This is a genomic window from Kosakonia oryzendophytica (genome assembly GCF_027886705.1).
GTDB classification, from domain to species: domain Bacteria; phylum Pseudomonadota; class Gammaproteobacteria; order Enterobacterales; family Enterobacteriaceae; genus Kosakonia; species Kosakonia oryzendophytica.
In genome coordinates this window covers 895,712-911,840 of sequence record NZ_CP115659.1, presented here as the reverse complement: position 1 = coordinate 911,840, position 16,129 = coordinate 895,712, and the positions used below count along the sequence as shown (strand labels likewise).

Annotated in this window: 11 protein-coding genes; 9 read left to right on the top strand and 2 right to left on the bottom strand. The window is 53.7% G+C overall.

The genetic code is table 11. From position 1 onward, the window contains the following. Nucleotides 1–30 precede the first annotated feature (30 nt). The 8 genes from bcsA to oxyR all read left to right on the top strand — a co-directional run bounded on the left by bcsA (nt 31) and on the right by oxyR (nt 12,961). Nucleotides 31–2,148: a UDP-forming cellulose synthase catalytic subunit gene (gene bcsA, locus O9K67_RS04415; protein WP_061493288.1), complete on the top strand. Its 2,118-nt coding sequence runs from the start codon at nt 31–33 to the stop codon at nt 2,146–2,148. After that, nucleotides 2,138–4,462 carry a cellulose biosynthesis cyclic di-GMP-binding regulatory protein BcsB gene (bcsB, locus tag O9K67_RS04410; RefSeq protein ID WP_061493287.1) on the top strand — a complete coding sequence of 775 codons (2,325 nt, stop codon included), beginning with the start codon at nt 2,138–2,140 and terminating at the stop codon, nt 4,460–4,462. The genes bcsA and bcsB overlap by 11 nt, the downstream gene beginning before the upstream one ends. Further along, a complete protein-coding gene (locus tag O9K67_RS04405; RefSeq protein WP_061493286.1) occupies nt 4,459–8,160 on the top strand; it encodes a cellulose biosynthesis protein BcsC in 3,702 nt (1,233 codons plus the stop codon). The genes bcsB and O9K67_RS04405 overlap by 4 nt, the downstream gene beginning before the upstream one ends. Nucleotides 8,161–8,172: 12 nt before the next feature. Then, nucleotides 8,173–8,634 (top strand): cellulose biosynthesis protein BcsD, encoded by a 462-nt coding sequence (gene bcsD / locus O9K67_RS04400; RefSeq protein ID WP_061493285.1) that lies wholly within the window; start codon nt 8,173–8,175, stop codon nt 8,632–8,634. Nucleotides 8,635–8,680: 46 nt separating this feature from the next. Beyond that, on the top strand, nt 8,681–9,640 hold the full coding sequence (locus tag O9K67_RS04395; RefSeq protein WP_061493284.1) for a sensor domain-containing diguanylate cyclase: 960 nt from the start codon (nt 8,681–8,683) through the stop codon (nt 9,638–9,640). Between the two features lie 49 nt (nt 9,641–9,689). Further along, nucleotides 9,690–10,619 carry a UTP--glucose-1-phosphate uridylyltransferase GalU gene (galU, locus tag O9K67_RS04390; RefSeq protein WP_061493283.1) on the top strand — a complete coding sequence of 310 codons (930 nt, stop codon included), beginning with the start codon at nt 9,690–9,692 and terminating at the stop codon, nt 10,617–10,619. Nucleotides 10,620–10,673: 54 nt separating this feature from the next. Next, nucleotides 10,674–11,684 carry a glycosyl hydrolase family 8 gene (locus O9K67_RS04385; RefSeq protein WP_061493282.1) on the top strand — a complete coding sequence of 337 codons (1,011 nt, stop codon included), beginning with the start codon at nt 10,674–10,676 and terminating at the stop codon, nt 11,682–11,684. 359 nt (nt 11,685–12,043) lie between these two features. After that, nucleotides 12,044–12,961 carry a DNA-binding transcriptional regulator OxyR gene (oxyR, locus tag O9K67_RS04380; protein ID WP_061493281.1) on the top strand — a complete coding sequence of 306 codons (918 nt, stop codon included), beginning with the start codon at nt 12,044–12,046 and terminating at the stop codon, nt 12,959–12,961. A 4-nt stretch (nt 12,962–12,965) separates the two neighbouring features. Here the strand turns inward: oxyR and O9K67_RS04375 are convergent, their stop codons facing one another. Beyond that, complete coding sequence (locus O9K67_RS04375; RefSeq protein WP_245191431.1) at nt 12,966–13,451, bottom strand: hypothetical protein; 486 nt, start codon at nt 13,449–13,451, stop codon at nt 12,966–12,968. A gap of 664 nt (nt 13,452–14,115) precedes the next feature. Here O9K67_RS04375 and O9K67_RS04370 point away from each other — a divergent pair. Next, complete coding sequence (locus tag O9K67_RS04370; protein ID WP_082794128.1) at nt 14,116–14,832, top strand: nitroreductase family protein; 717 nt, start codon at nt 14,116–14,118, stop codon at nt 14,830–14,832. Nucleotides 14,833–14,912: 80 nt separating this feature from the next. On the opposite strand, the gene O9K67_RS04365 is transcribed toward O9K67_RS04370, so the two are convergent. Continuing rightward, on the bottom strand, nt 14,913–16,034 hold the full coding sequence (locus tag O9K67_RS04365) for a ribosomal protein uL16 3-hydroxylase (protein WP_061493279.1): 1,122 nt from the start codon (nt 16,032–16,034) through the stop codon (nt 14,913–14,915). Nucleotides 16,035–16,129: the final 95 nt, after the last annotated feature.

The window sequence follows — 16,129 nt, the reverse complement described above, 5'->3', positions numbered from 1 at the left end:
TTATTATTTTCTGTGCAAGATGATACAAACATGAAAAAAATCATCGGAATTATATTCACGCTGATGTTGTTAGCATTATCCCTGCTGGTGATCATCACCCCAATGGGCAGCGATAAGCAATACCTCTTCGGTCTTAGCGTGATGGCAGCCGTGCTCATTCTTGGTCGAATAAAGGGTAAGAAAGCCGTACTGGCAATGCTCACACTTTCATTGCTGATGTCAACGCGTTATATCTGGTGGCGTGCAACTACGACGCTGCATTTTGACTCCACGCTGGAAATGTTGCTGGGTAGTTTACTGTTTGCTGCTGAAATTTATTCGTGGACGATTTTGCTGTTGGGTTATATTCAAATGGCCTGGCCATTAGAACGCCCTATTGCTCCGTTACCTCAGGATAAATCGACATGGCCGACCGTCGATATTTATGTTCCTTCTTATAATGAAAGTCTCGAGGTCGTTCGCGATACCGTTCTTGCTGCGCAGTGCATCGAATATCCACAAGATAAAGTCAAAGTGTATATTCTCGACGACGGCAAGCGCGATGAGTTCCGTGACTTTGCTGCTGAAGCTGGGGTCGGCTATATCACGCGCCCGGATAACAGCCACGCTAAAGCCGGTAACCTCAACCATGCGATGACAGTGACCAATGGCGAGCTGATTTGCGTGTTCGACTGCGACCACGTGGCGACCCGCGTATTCCTGCAGGCTACCATTGGCGAGTTCTTCCGCGATGACAAACTGGCCCTCATCCAGACTCCGCACCACTTCTACTCCCAGGATCCGTTTGAACGTAACCTGACGGCGGCGAAACGCGTTCCGCACGAAGGTGCGCTGTTCTATGGCCCGGTGCAAAAGGGTAACGACAACTGGAACGCCACCTTCTTCTGCGGCTCCTGTGCGGTGATCCGCCGTGCTGCACTGAACGAAGTGGGGGGATTTGCAGTAGAAACCGTGACCGAAGATGCGCACACCGCGCTCAAATTGCAGCGTCGCGGCTGGAACACCGCGTTCCTGGATATTCCTCTGGCTGCCGGCCTTGCCACAGAACGTCTGGCGCTGCATGTGAACCAGCGTATTCGCTGGGCGCGTGGTATGACGCAGATCTTCCGTATTGATAACCCATTGCTGGGCCGTGGCCTGAAGCTGACGCAGCGCCTCTGTTATCTCAATGCGATGCTGCACTTCCAGTATGGTCTGCCACGCGTGATATTCCTGACGTCGCCGCTGGTGTTCATGTTGTTTAACCTCAACATTATCTCCTCGTCGGCAACGTTGATTTTTGCCTATGTGCTGCCACACCTGGTGCTTTCCACCATGGTCAACTCGCGGATCACCGGGCGCTATCGCTATGCGTTCTGGGGCGAAATCTACGAGACGGTGATGGCGTTCCACCTGATCCTGCCAACGTTGTTAAGCCTGATTTCACCACGTTTAGGTAAGTTCAACGTGACGGATAAAGGCGATCTGACCGACAAAAACTACTTTGACGCCCATACCGTTCGTCCGCTGATCATCACGACCATTCTGATGGTCGGCAGCATGATCTGGGTTGGCGTACGCTACTTTATGCATGACTACGCCGGTATCGACCCGCGCGTGATCCTGTTCAACATCGCATGGGGTACCTTCAGTACCATTATTCTGCTGGCCTCTATTGCCGTTGCAAAAGAGACCAAGCAAATCCGCAAAACCATCCGAATCTTCGCCCGTCTGCCGGTAACGATCCATTTTACCGACGGCTCACAGATGCAAACCCGCACCTTCGACATCTCCATGGGCGGCGCACGCGTGGCGCTGGTGAAAGGGGAAGATATGACGCGCAAAACCCCGGTGCAAATCGAACTGGGCCTCAGTGGTAAAATTGCCCATGTGCCAATCCGTGCAGCAGGTATGGGCGTGGGGGATATTCGCCTTGAGTTTGACACGCTGCCGCTGAGTGAACGCCGTAAGCTGGTGCGCGTCGTACTCTCCCGCGCCGATGCCTGGTACCGTCCACCGCATGCGCCTGATCGCCCGCTGATCTCCTTTATCGGTATTTTGCAGTGCGTATATGAACTGTTCTTTGGCCCGAAAAAACGCACCAATGGGTTTAACAGCCAGATGGCCACGGTCGCGAAGAAACAGAAAGAGGTTAACAATGCGCTTTAACCCCATCGCACTTGCCACTCTGCTGGTGTGCTCAGTAAACGGCACGGCCTTTGCGCTCTCGACGGACAGCGATGCGCTGCCTGAGCTGCCGCTGCCGGTTACGTTGCAAGGTTCAACCTCGGCGCAGACACCGCCGCCTGCGCCAGCGAATGCCAGTAATCAGAACATCGCCAGCACGCTCAGTTTTGGTGATATGGGCGCAACCGGTGGGCTGACGCTCTCCGGTATGCAACTGCAAAACGGCGTCTCCTTTAACCTGCCCGGTGATCTGGTGATCACCGATGCGCATATCAGCCTTAATGTGCAGGTCAACCGTAGCGATGTGAACGGTGAAAACCTGCAACTGATGCTCAACGGTCAGCCGCTGGGGGCGATCCCGCTGGATCAGTTACAACAGGATAAAGGCTTCTGGAATCTGGATGTGCCAGCGTCGATGATCGCCTCCAGTAACAACCTGAGCTTCCAGTTGAAAACCGGCGACGACATTATCAATAACGTCTGGAGCTGCCAGCGCCCGCTGCCTGCGGATTACAAAGTCACACTGCAACCGGAATCGACCCTAAATTATCAGGGGCTCTGGCTGAATGTGCGTAAAACGCTGGGGACGTTCCCACGTCCGTTCTTCGACGTGAAGCAAACCAAAGACCAGGCGGTCAGCATCGCTTATCCGGAAAGCCCGGATGCCGACGTGCTGATGGCATCTGCCATTGTCGCCTCACAATTTGGCACACTGAGCAACGGTCGGCCAAGCCGTTTCGAAGTGCAGTACAACGCGCTACCTGCGGGCAACGGCATTTTGATTGGTAAACCGGGTCAAATGATTGGCGGTGTAACGATCCCACAAAGCAATGGTGCAGCGTTGCAAGTTATCGACAACCCGCAAAACCCGGCCTACAAACTGCTGGTGGTGAGTGGACATAACGAAATGCAACTCCGCCAGGCCGCCTGGCGTCTGACGCAACCTGCCCTGCCAGATAGTGACACACTGGATGTTCCGGCGCTGAAAATCGTACAACGCGAAGCGTATGACGCTCCTCGCTGGATCAACACCGATCGCCCGGTGACGGTTCGCTCATTACTCAATGATGACGGCGCGTTGATCGCACACGGCGTCTGGCACGGCGAAAATCGTTTGCCGTTCCGCACCGCGCCGGACCTGTTTATGTGGGATGGCTCCGCCATACCGCTGCGCCTTAATTACAGCTTTGCGCAGAAAAACTGGATTGACGACGACGAGTCTTTCCTGAACGTCAGCCTGAATGGCGAGTTCCTGAAACGACTGCCGGTAAGCAAAGAAGGTCTACTGGCGCCGGTGATGTCAATGCTGGGTTTATCGCAACGTCAACAAAGCGCCGTGGTGAATATCGATCCGCGCGCCATTCTCGGCAGCAACCAACTGGGCTTCTGGTTTGGTCTGAAAGCACAGAAAAATGCACCCTGTAACGCCATGGCGGATGAAAACATCCAGAGCCGTATTGATGGGGACTCGACCCTTGATTTCAGCCGCTCCTGGCACTACGGCAAGCTGCCGAATCTGGCCTGGTTCAGCGGCGCGATGTTCCCGTTCACGCGTAACGCCGACCTGGCCCACACAACGGTGTTGATGGCTGCGCATCCCACAGTGGAAGAAGCGACAGTGCTGCTCAATCTGATGGCGCAGTCCGGCCGTAATACCGGCGTCACCGCCAATTTCCTGCACCTCTATACCGGCATGCCGGGGCACGATGACGCCCAGCAACAACTGACCGATAGCGATGTGCTGGCGATTGGCAACCTGAGCAATAACGAGCAGCTCAACCCGCTTTTACAAGGCAGCGCGTTTACGCTCAATGGCAACAATCTTGAGGTCAACACCACCAGTGCAGTGGGACGTGTGCTGTCGCTGCTGAGCGGCAATCAGCCGCTGACGGACAGGGAAGCCGCGGAATACCTCAGCGACAACAACCAGTGGCGCGGCCTGTTGAGCATGCGCTCTCCGTGGAACCCGCAACGCGTGGTGGTCGTGGCGACGGCCACGGACAACCACCAACTGGCGCAACTGTCTGAGGATATGACTAAACCGGCATTCCAGTCTGCGGCCGGCGGCGATTTTACCGCGGTCAGCAATACGGGTGATGTCCACAGTTGGCGTGTTGGTGAACAGTTCGTCAGCGGCAATCTGCCTGGCTATCTGCGCGTACTGTGGTTCACGAGCGAGCATGTTGTCTGGTTGGTGGTTCTTGCCTGCCTGATTGCCGCCGTGTCCGGTCCAATGTTGTTTCACTCGCTTCAGCGCCATGCGCGTCAACGCTTGCAGGATAAAACGAAGAAATGAATACGCGTAAACAACTGACGCACGCTTTTTACCTGCTGTGTCTGATGGGTGCCAGCCACCCGGCTGCGGCGGCTGATAGCGCCGATGCGACGGGGAATGACACAGCCGTAAAAAAACTGTTGGCACAAGCCAGTTACTGGCACAGCAAAGCCCATGACGATATGGCGATGGAAGCGCTGCAAAAAGTGCTGGCCGCCGATGATAAAAATATCGACGCTATGTACCTGATGGCGCTCTATCACTTGCAACAGGGCAACGTTCAGCAGTCTGAGATTTGGCGTAAAAAAATCGCTGATATCTCACCACAAGATCCGCGCCTGAATGCGTTGACCAGCGCCAACACCCTGCGCAACATTCCGCAGGACAAACTCAACGCCGCGCGCCAGCTGGCGCGTCGTGGACAAATTAAAGAGTCGATTGCCGCATGGCGTGCGCTCTTTAACGGCAACCCACCGCCAGATGACGTGGCACTGGAGTATTACCAGACGATGGCGGGTGACAGCGCCACCTGGCCAGAAGCCGTGGCGGCTATGCGCCAGCGCGCCAGCATTATGCCGGATGATGTGCCAACCAAAACGGCGCTGGCGATGGCGTTGACCTACCAGGAGCAAACGCGTCGGGAAGGGATCAATCAGCTCAGCAGCCTGGCGGCGGATGATAAAAACGCCGATAAGGCCCTGCAACAGGCCCTGTTGTGGCTGGATGCGAAATCGTCCGATCTCCCGGCGTATACCGCATGGGCACAGCGTCACCCGGAAGACAGCGCGCCGATGGACCACTACCGCAAAAGCGTGGAAGGCGATGCCACCAAAGCGGGCTTCGATGCGCTGAATGGCGGTGACTTAGGCAATGCGAAGGATAAGTTTGCCGAAGCGCTGCAAAACCGCGCTAACAACGGCAATGCGCTGGCCGGGATGGGTTACGTGGCATTACGGCAGAATAACTATGCCGATGCGGAAAAATATCTGCGCCGCGCCTCGCAAGAGGACACCAATAACACAAACAGCGTGCAGTGGGCGAAAGATGCTGACAACGCCCGTTACTACGGTGCGCTGGCGCAGGCCAAAAACCTGAGCCAGAAAGGCAGCTACGATCAGGCCCTGGCCAGTCTCGACAGCAGCGCCACTAACGACGCCAGTCAACAGCAAGCAGCCGATATGCTGCGCGCCGACATCCTGCGCCGTCAGGGCAAATTGCCGCAGTCGGAAGAGGTCTACCGCCGGTTACTGGAGCGACACCCACAGAATACCGACATCCGTACCGGATTGTGGTGGGTACTGAAACAGCAAAACAAACAGGCGGAAGCCGACGCCATGCTGCGCACCTTGCCCGCTAACCTGCGTACCCGTTATGCCTCGGTCGGGGACAATGGCGATAACGAACGGAAAGCGGCACAGGCGGCATTGCAGGAGGGGAACAGCTCACGCGCCATGCAAATCCTGCAAGCGGCATCCGCTAAATATCCGCAAAACGTCTGGCTGCAACTGGATTATGCCCGGGCGTTGCGTAAAGCCGGGCAGAAGCAACAAGCCAGCACGTTGATGTCTGGCGTGGCGCAACGTGGCGGCAGCAACAAAGAAGCCCTGTACGCCGCAGCCGTTTATGCCGCTGAAGATAGCGACTGGTCACGCGCACAGAGCCTGCTGGCTCGTCTGCCGCGCAGCAGCTATAGCGCCGATATGACGGCACTGAGCACCCGTGTACAGCTCAACCAGCAACTGGATGTTGCGCGTAACTACCTGCGTCTGGGTAATACCACGGCAGCACGCAACTCTTTGCAAGCGCTGAAACGCAACCCGCCGCAAACGCCGGTGGATGTGGGTCGTCTTGCAGAGATGTTGATGCAGAGTGGTGATAACGCAGGCGCGCTACAACTGGTGCGTGATAGTCAGGCGCAAGGGCTGCACGGCTCCGTAGTGGACTATGCAGGACAGATCCGCGTGCTAAACCAGGCCGGTCAGTTTGCCGAAGCGGAGAGTATTCTCAATGCACCGGCGCTGCAAAATGGCGCCAGCCAGCAAGAGATCAATGCGATTCGTACCGGCAACCTGATTGCTCGCGCGGATCGTCTGCGAGAGAAAGGCCAGATTGGCAAAGCGTGGAACCTGCTGATGCCGGAGCTACAGGCCAATCCGACCAATACCGATCTGCTGTTATCCGTCGCGCGCATTTATCAGGCCGATCACATGGATGAGAAAGCCACGGAGATCTACCAGTACGTGCTGCGTAAATCCCCGCGCGATAAGCAGGCACTGACCGGGATTGTTAACCTGGCGCTGGCGCGAGGCGATAACGACGATGCCCGTAAAGCATTCGCTTCACTGGAACCCAGTCAGGATGCGGATTATATGCTGCTTGCCGCACGTGTAGCGGCAGCCAACGGCGAGAACCAGCGTGCCATGTCGCTGCTGCGCACCGCGCAGTGGCGTCTGCAACAAGGCGGTGAGGAGGACAGCGATGAACTGAGCTCAGTCATGTCGCTGCCTTCGCCGACTCGCCAGGCGCAACAAACCGCCATGAGCGGCATCAATACGATGATGCGCGACTTGCAAGAGAAGAGCGCCACCTGGACCAGTGCGGGTATCTCGCTGCGCAGTCGTGATGGTGAGTCAGGCCTGAGCGCATTAGATGAGATCCAGTCGCCGCTGATCCTTTCCGGCGCGGTGGGCGACAGCACGCGCATCAACCTGAACGTCACGCCAACGGCACTGAACGCAGGCGAGATGTCGGGAGAGTCCGCCAACCGCTTTGGTTCCGGCGCGCTGGAGCACGCGGCAAAACTGGCGGAAGCCGCAGCCAGCACCAGCACCACGACGACCTCGACCAATGCCTCCAGCCAGGGTAGCCAGCAGGCCAACGGCGTGGCGGCAAACCTCAGTCTGAGCGGCGACAACTACAAGCTGGATGTTGGCAGCACGCCGACCGGCGGCGAGTTTACCCGCTTAGTCGGCGGCGTGGAGTGGACACCGAAACTGACGCAATACAGCTCGCTGAACCTGAAAGCGGAACGCCGCGCGGTCACCGACAGCCTGCTCTCTTACGTGGGTGTGAAAGATAAAAGTACCGGGGAAAGTTGGGGGGGCATTACCCGTAACGGCGTGTCCGCGCAGTTTGCGTGGGATAACGACCTGGTTGGTCTCTATACCCGCCTGGGTTTTGATACCTGGGTTGGTACTAACGTGCCGACGAACCACTCGGTCAACATGCTGGCGGGCAGTTACCTGCGCCCGTGGCGCACCAACGACAGCGAGATGAAGGTCGGGGTCAACGTCAACTACATGAACTTTGACCGTAACCTCAGCTATTACACGCTCGGCCAGGGCGGCTATTTCAGCCCGCAGGATTTTATGGCGGTCTCGTTGCCGGTGTCACTGACTCGCCATATCAACGACTGGGATATGACACTGAGCGGCTCCGTGGGTTACCAATCCTATAAACAGGATAAGAGTAACTACTTCCCGGGCCACAACACGCTGCAATCGCAGTTAAACAGTTACGCCAGTTCCGATGACGACGTGGATGCAGTTTACAAAGCCACGTCGAAAAACGGCATTGGTTACACATTGGGCGTGGATGCGCGCTACCACCTCAGCGACAACCTGGCTCTGGGTGCAAACCTGGGGTATGACACCTTCGGCAGTTATAACGAAGGTAAAGCGTTGTTTTATTTCAAATATTACGTCGATCAAAACAAATAAACCGTGGGATACATGATGTTTAGCAATCAGGACACTTATTTACAACGCAACTATCAGGCTGGCTGGCACGATCTGGTGTATCTGTTCTTCAACGAATACACCGAAGGTCGTGGCGATAAAGATCCCGACGCCTTGAGACGTATTGGTCAGATGATGGCCCAGTGGTATCCCATTGATAACGCAGCCACCGTCAGCGAACTGGAAGCGAGCATCAACCGGGTGCTGGAGCTGTTTAACTGGGGCTTCGTGAAGATGGCGCCCGCCCAGCGCGAGCTGATTCTGCTGCATTGCGCCTGGCCGCATGCACCGGAATACCGTGATGAAGCGGGCTGGCGTCGTGCCAGCGCCTATGTGCTGGAAGGTGCCTATTCCCAGTGGTTGGTGTCGCAGGGCGCAGGCAATCAGGTGCCCGTGCGCTGGAAAGACAACGCCACTGAAGATGTGCTGATTTTCCGTTACGCCATTGGCGAATAATTTCGCAAGGGCATTTCCACCATATATCAACAATCAGGTGACCATAATGTTTAATGAGATCGTGGTTTCAGGAAGAACACTGGAAATCGAAACAGTTAACCATATGGAGGACAATGCCTTTGTTTCACTGGTTCTCGATACATCCGGGCGAATTATTTACGCCAGCCCGTTTTTCTACCAGCTCACCGGTTTTAGCCATGACGAAGTGATTGGCCAGGTTTTGTTTCAGTCCGAAGATGAGACAACCATCATCTCTCTGGCGATGGCCATTAAACTCGCACAGCAAACCGGCGATAACTGGCAGGGGGAAATATCGCAGAAGAAAAAGAACGGCGAGAGGCTATGGCTCGACACCAGACTAATGCCGCGTCGTGATGATAACGGTGAAATATTCGCATTTATTCTGTTGGGTTTTGATATTACCCGACATATGACGATTCGTGAAAAATTGCATTTCCGTGCGCATAACGATGCATTAACCAAGACCCTGAACCGCCAGGGTTATTATATTCGCAGCCGTAAGAAAATTCGTGCAGCGAATGCGCGTGGCGCGCAGATTGTCGTGGCGATCCTCGATCTCGACAATTTTAAAACCATTAATGACGAACTGGGGCATGCGGCGGGAGATGAGGTGTTACGTTGCTTTATAAGCCGGGTGAAGCAATGTATTTCCCGCACGACGTTACTCGGACGGTTGGGCGGCGATGAGTTTGCCCTGACCTATATTGATGGTGTGGATGAACCAATGGGTCGTGGCGTGTTGCAATCCATTGTTGAGGCCACTCGTCAGCCAATGTATTTGCAGTACCTGCAACAAACTGTGGAATTATCGGTCAGTATTGGCGTTGCCAGTTATCCTGAACACGGACCGAATTTTTCATCAATATTAAAAGCTGCCGACACCGCCCTTTATCGGGTTAAGGCGAGCGGCGGTGATGATTTTATTAATTATCAGGTTCCAGGCATTAATGAGCCTGGTAGCATTATTAACACCGTTGTGTGTTGATATTTTAACGACTACAAACAGCAATAGTTTTTTCCCAGAGGAAATAAGTATGTTAAAGGCTGTAATCCCAGTGGCAGGCCTCGGTACACGTATGCTCCCGGCTACCAAGGCTATTCCCAAAGAGATGTTACCGATTGTGGATAAACCGCTTATCCAGTATATCGTGCAGGAATGCTACGCTTGCGGGATCCGTGAAATCGTGCTGGTGACCCACTCGTCCAAAAATGCCATCGAAAACCACTTCGATACCTCTTTTGAACTGGAGTCATTGCTGGAATCTCGCGTGAAAAACCAGCTTCTGGAAGAAGTTCGTACGATTTGCCCGGCAGGCATGAACATTATGCATGTGCGTCAGGGTCACTCAAAAGGCTTGGGTCATGCGGTACTGTGCGCAGAACCGCTGATTGGCGATAACGACTTTGTCGTGTTGCTGCCGGATGTGCTGATCGACGATAGCCAGTGCGACCTCTCTTCAGATAACCTGGCGGCGATGATCAACCGCTTTACCACAACCGGCGCCAGCCAGTTGATGATCGAGCGCGTTAACCATGAAGACGTCTCCCGCTACGGCGTGGTGGATTGCGGCGGTGTAAACGTAGCGGAAGGCCGCTTCGGTCAGGTGCAGGGAATGGTAGAAAAACCGGCCGTCGATGAGGCTCCGTCAGACATGGCGGTGGTTGGGCGTTACGTACTTTCCAAAGAAATTTGGCCGTTGTTGCGCAAAACCCCTATCGGCGCGGGTGGCGAAATCCAACTGACCGATGCCATTGCGATGTTGCTTGAACGCTCGCCTGTTGAGGCTTATGCCCTGACCGGTAAGTCTCACGACTGCGGCGACAAAATCGGTTATATGAAAGCGTTTGTGGAGTACGGCCTGCGTCATGACGCTACCGGTCCGGCGTTCCGCCACTGGTTGCAGCATGAACTGACGTTATCGCCGGTGGCTGAAGTCGTTGACCGCATTGCAGAAGTGGTTTAACGCCTGACGGCGTTTTACCCGGTTAACTGCCATATCTTCACAACAGGAAATCTCATGTTAAGGACCACCTGGCTCATGTCGTGCTTATTGCTTTCGCTGGCCATGACCTCTTTTTCAGCCCGCAGTCAGGACGGCAACTGGGTGCTATTTAAACAGAACTACCTAAGCCAGGATGGCCGCATAGTTGACCATGAAAATGGCGATATCAGCCATTCGGAAGGTCAGGGATATGGCATGTTATTGGCGGTGATGAACGATGATCCCGCCAGTTTTGAGAAAATATGGCGCTGGACGCGTAATACATTATTACGTCCTTCACTTTGGTTATTTGCCAGGCGTTATGATCCGCAACAACACAAAGTGACTGACGATAATAATGCCAGCGACGGCGATACACTTATTGCCTGGGCATTATTACTGGCCGGGAATAAGTGGCATGACCAGAGTTATCTGACCGCCTCTGAAAATATTCAAGAAGCGCTAATCAATTGTTTGATTATTGAACAAGATACACACACTTTACTGCTGCCAGGTTTGAGTGGATTTACTAAAGATGATGGCTATATTATTAATCCTTCATACTTTATCTTTCCAGCCTGGGATAGTTTCTGGCAACATCAGCATAATGATATTTGGCTGAAGCTGAAAAAATCGAGCCTGAATTTACTCGATAAAGCGCGTTTTGGTAAAACGCAACTGCCCAGCGACTGGATTTTTGTCAAGAATAATGGTGAAGTCATACCTGCCGATAACTGGCCGGCACGTTTTAGTTATGACGCAATTCGCATCCCGCTGTACTTAAGCTTGAGCGAAACGCAACAACATTCGACGGATAATTTCCGTCATTTTTGGGCAAATTATGCCCGAAGCGAAACGCCCGCGTGGGTGGATGTCTCCGGGGAAGGACATGCGAATTACTCGATGTCTGGCGGCATCCTGGCGGTGCGTGATTTAACGATGGGCGATTACCAGCATATGGATAAGTCCGTTCGTCCGGGAGAGGGATATTATTTGTCCGTACTGCATATGCTGTCGTTATTTGCCATCACATTAAAAAAAGAGTAACGGCGCTTCGTCGCCAGCAATACGCAGTTTTGCGCCGGTTACGTTGGCCCGCGCACCTTAGTGATGTTTTAGCAGTGCAGTCTCTGACGCAGGAATGCGCAGAAAACAGGCAGGATGCCTTTTAGAATTGACCGATAACCGGCCTGGCAATACAGGAACACCGGTTCGTTATGTCGTTTCCGTCTCTACAGGCTGCGGCACGAACCGGATGACAATGAATAATAAAAATCACACATCTCATGTCCAAGCATGAGGGAGAGACTTGATGACAGAGTTGAAAATAATAACACGTCATTTACACAGCACGTTGTTACACGCGGATCGTCAACCAAGCGGAAACTTGCGCCCCGGGGATCACAATGAACATCCGTAATCTTGAATATCTCGTCGCGCTGGCCAAGCATCGACATTTTCAACGTGCAGCGGAGGCCTGTAATGTCAGCCAGCCAACGCTGAGCGCACAGTTGCGTAAACTGGAAAATGAGCTTGGTTTGCAGCTACTGGAGCGTACGACACGCAGGATCCGCTTCACGCAGACCGGCCTGCGTCTGGTCGAACAAACCCAGGTGGTGTTGCGGGAGATCGAAGCGCTGAAAAACATGGCCAGCAGCAGTCACTATCAGAGCCTGATGCAGACGCTCGATGTGGGCATTATCCCTACACTTGCACCGTATATCTTTTCTCATCTGAATTCGGTATGTCACGAGAACTTCCCGGAAATCGAACTGGAAATTCACGAAGCGCAAACCAATCAGTTGCTGAACATGCTGGAGTCCGACGCCATTAAATGCGCGATCATGACCTCTAACAAAGATACCAGCAAATACGTTGAGCTACCGCTGTTCGATGAACCACTCGTACTGGGCGTAAGCCAACAGCATCCGTGGGCGCGAATGGGTGAAATCGATATGGGGCATCTGAAAAACAGTAAGATCCTGATGATTGATGACGGCAACTGCCTGCACAGCCAGGTGCTGCGTTATTGCTATCAGTTCGAGCTGGAACCCGATCCGCGTTTTGTCGCCATGCAACTTGAAACGCTGCGTCGTGGCGTGGCGTTTAACCGTGGCGTTTCATTCTTCCCGCTGCTTTCTACCCAGCAACAGGGGGGCAATGAAAACATTCGCTATTTGCGCTGTGTGAGTCCGGAGCCAAAACGCAAAGTGGTGCTGATTTTCCACCGCAGCGACCCGATGCGTAAGAAATATGAGATCCTGCGCAACGCCATTGCCCGCTATATGGAACGATACATTATCGATAACAACGTACTGGCGTGATCCATCAGCGCTGCTCATCAGTACAGGCAGCAGACTCTTTCTCATCTTTACGACAATCATGCGCCGGTATGGTTGTCGTTTTTTGCATTAAGCCGCGCATGATATCGTCCGGCAACACCGTTCCGCGATGGTACATCTCTTCAATCAACAACCAGACCGTCACCAGCGAAATCGTATAATCGGCAATCGCCGTTGGCGCACGTAAAGCGGCCATAAACGGGAAACGTGCGCACAGCTGGGCACGGTCATCTTCAGTGACTTCATCATGGTAATAAGGTAAGGAAAGCAGACGGTAAGCCTCAGCTTCATCCACAGAAGACGCCCAGCACAAGCGAACGGCGATGGTTTTCACAAACGGTGGAACCAGCACATTGCGCTCCGATAGCGGATCCAAATGCAAAGGAAGACGACTATGGTGCGACTCTGCTTTCATTTTTTCCTCAATACCTGGCGACCAGGGGGGCTGTTCCGTATTCGGAGCTATATCCATATCCATCGACCGCGTAGAAATTTTCTTTAGGGTTAATGTTTAAAATAGAGAATAAAATGAAATTGATCCATACGGAATGTCTTAAAATCATAAAAAAGTTCATATAAAGCAAAAGGTTAATTCATGTGCAGTTATTGATGCTATCGATCCTAATCTGTTATTTTCATTTATCCCATATATTAAAACCGGGAAACGTCTTACTGTTGTTGAATAATTTTGTCAGTAACCCGCCAGTAACGTGAAAATATATCACTGATGACACGGGACATTCGGTCAGCGTCTGCATACCTTTACTGACCGCACACCACCCATTCGATATGCATTAATTTATACAGCGATCCTCTTTTATATTGTCATACAAATTGGAATGATAACGACCCTCTTCCGGTACGACAAGGCTCCCGCACATGGCGTGATGCGTGAAACACAATTCCCCCTGTCATTGGACGTCTGAGGATGAAGCCCCACGCATGCTGCGCGGACAGCTTCCTGCGTGATCAACACCGCAACTTTCAGCTTTAACCGCCGCCCTTCCGGTGAAGCCGGTTGTTTTTGGCACAAATACCGCTTTTTATCTTGTTTGTTCGTATGATCGACATGGGCTGGCCCATGCTCTGATAAAGCACAAAATCCGGCTTAACGCGCACAACAGGAAAAGTGAACCATGCACCCGTTTCAGCAAATCTTGAATTCGACGCTCGCTCGCACGGAAGGCCAGCCTCAGCCGGCAACGCCGCATAACCCGCTGGATCTGGAGTTGCGCACCCTGCCGGTCAGCGCCACACCGGAGGATTTTCTTGCCCTTGCCAAAGCGCGCAGAACCATTTACCTGCTGGGTAAAGCGCTACCGCTCGATGAAGAGAAGGTGGAGGCGATAATCAAAGAAGCGATTCGTCAGGCGCCGTCGGCATTTAACTCACAAAGTTCGCGGGCATTGATTTTGATGGGTAAAGAACACGATCGTTTTTGGGCGCTGGTACGAGGGCAGTTGCGCAATGTGATCCCGGCGGAGAGTTTCCATGCCACCTCCGATAAGCTCGACGGGTTTGTTGCTGCCGCCGGATCGGTACTGTTTTTTGAAGATCAGGAGACGATCTCGCATTTACAGAAGCAGTACATTGCTTATGCCGATAACTTTCCCGTCTGGTCGGAACAAAGCAGTGGAATGGCCCAGTATGCGGTGTGGCTGGCGCTGGCGGAAAAAAACATTGGCGCTAACCTGCAACATTATAACCCGCTGATTGACGAGGAAGTTCGCCAGACATGGGCGATCCCGGAGAGCTGGAAACTGCGCGCAGAGATGAATTTTGGCAATATCGTCGCCGCCGCCGATGAGAAAACCTTTATCGACGACGACAAACGCTTTATTGTCGCCCGCTAATTGCACGTTCCGAAACGTCAACGCCACCTGGCAACTGTGCCAGATGGCGGCTTCACCTTCTCAGGCCCGCAGCGAACATTTTACTCGTCGAAGTACCAATATCCCTGGTTTACCAGCGCAGTCAGCTCGGCGGCAAATGCCGGGTTATCCAGAGCGTCACCCAGTTCCTGCTGACCGATAATGGTATAGCGACACAGCGCATCAGCGGCGCGCGCGTCGGCGGTCTCCAGACACTCGCTGTTAATAAAAAAGCTGTCGCCGATGTGCAGCACGCGCAGCCCACTCAGGCGGGTAAGCACCTGCCCCTCTTTCAACGCTGCCACAATCTCTTCCACAGGATAGTCATCCGGCTCCGGAGCAATATCCAGTTCATGCCGCGGCGTGGTGATAAAGCTGCCGAACCACTGTTTGAAATGCTCCGGCTGGCTGATCATCTCGATCATCATCCCGCGCACGCGCTCCAGCTCGTAATCTTCCACTCTGCCCGGATGTTCACGGCAGGTGAGATCGGGATCGCTGTAATGCTCGCCACCAAGATCGTTTTCCAGCGCGTAATCTGCAAAACTGCTGATCAGGTCGCGACCGTTCGGCCCGCGGAAGCCGATGGAGTAGTTAAACGCGGTCTCATGCGTGAAGCCGTCATGCGGGAATCCCGGCGGAATATAGAGGATATCGCCCGGTTCCAGATCTTCATCAATGATCGGCGGGAAAGGATCGACATGCAGCAATGCCGGATGCGGGCAGAACTGCTTCATCGGCAATTTGTCGCCCACGCGCCAGCGGCGGCTGCCCATCCCCTGAATGATAAACACATCGTATTGATCGATATGCGGGCCCACGCCGCCGCCCGGCACGGAATAGGAAATCATCAGATCGTCAAAACGCCACTCCGGTAACACGCGGAACGGTTTAACCAGTTCGGCGGAGGGTGCATGCCAGTGGTTCACTGCCTGTGCCAGCAATGACCAGTCGGTTTCCCCTAAATGATCAAACTGCTCAAACGGGCCGTTCCATGCCTGCCACTGACCATTGACGTGGCTGACAATGCGGCTGTCCACTTCCGGCTCCATAGCAAGGCCTGCCAGCTCATCGGGCGAAATCGGATCGACAAAGTCCGCGAACGCGCGCTTCAGGACAACGGGTTTCTTTTGCCAGTATTTCTCAAGAAATTCCGGCCAGTTAAGGTTTAGTTGGTAAGCCATAGGTCCACACCAGTGAGAAGGGAAACGCGGGAGATTATAAAGAGAGTCACCCCCTGCCCGCCTTGTCATTGGTCAAGAGCGTGCACGCTGACAGT

Excerpts from the sequence above, each read along its gene's own strand:
- bcsA (WP_061493288.1), top strand. The coding sequence starts at position 31 with ATGAAAAAAATCATCGGAATTATATTCACGCTGATGTTGTTAGCATTA.
- bcsB (WP_061493287.1), top strand. The coding sequence starts at position 2,138 with ATGCGCTTTAACCCCATCGCACTTGCCACTCTGCTGGTGTGCTCAGTA.
- O9K67_RS04405 (WP_061493286.1), top strand. The coding sequence starts at position 4,459 with ATGAATACGCGTAAACAACTGACGCACGCTTTTTACCTGCTGTGTCTG.
- bcsD (WP_061493285.1), top strand. The coding sequence starts at position 8,173 with ATGATGTTTAGCAATCAGGACACTTATTTACAACGCAACTATCAGGCT.
- O9K67_RS04395 (WP_061493284.1), top strand. The coding sequence starts at position 8,681 with ATGTTTAATGAGATCGTGGTTTCAGGAAGAACACTGGAAATCGAAACA.
- galU (WP_061493283.1), top strand. The coding sequence starts at position 9,690 with ATGTTAAAGGCTGTAATCCCAGTGGCAGGCCTCGGTACACGTATGCTC.
- O9K67_RS04385 (WP_061493282.1), top strand. The coding sequence starts at position 10,674 with ATGTTAAGGACCACCTGGCTCATGTCGTGCTTATTGCTTTCGCTGGCC.
- oxyR (WP_061493281.1), top strand. The coding sequence starts at position 12,044 with ATGAACATCCGTAATCTTGAATATCTCGTCGCGCTGGCCAAGCATCGA.
- O9K67_RS04375 (WP_245191431.1), bottom strand. The coding sequence starts at position 13,451 with ATGGATATAGCTCCGAATACGGAACAGCCCCCCTGGTCGCCAGGTATT.
- O9K67_RS04370 (WP_082794128.1), top strand. The coding sequence starts at position 14,116 with ATGCACCCGTTTCAGCAAATCTTGAATTCGACGCTCGCTCGCACGGAA.
- O9K67_RS04365 (WP_061493279.1), bottom strand. The coding sequence starts at position 16,034 with ATGGCTTACCAACTAAACCTTAACTGGCCGGAATTTCTTGAGAAATAC.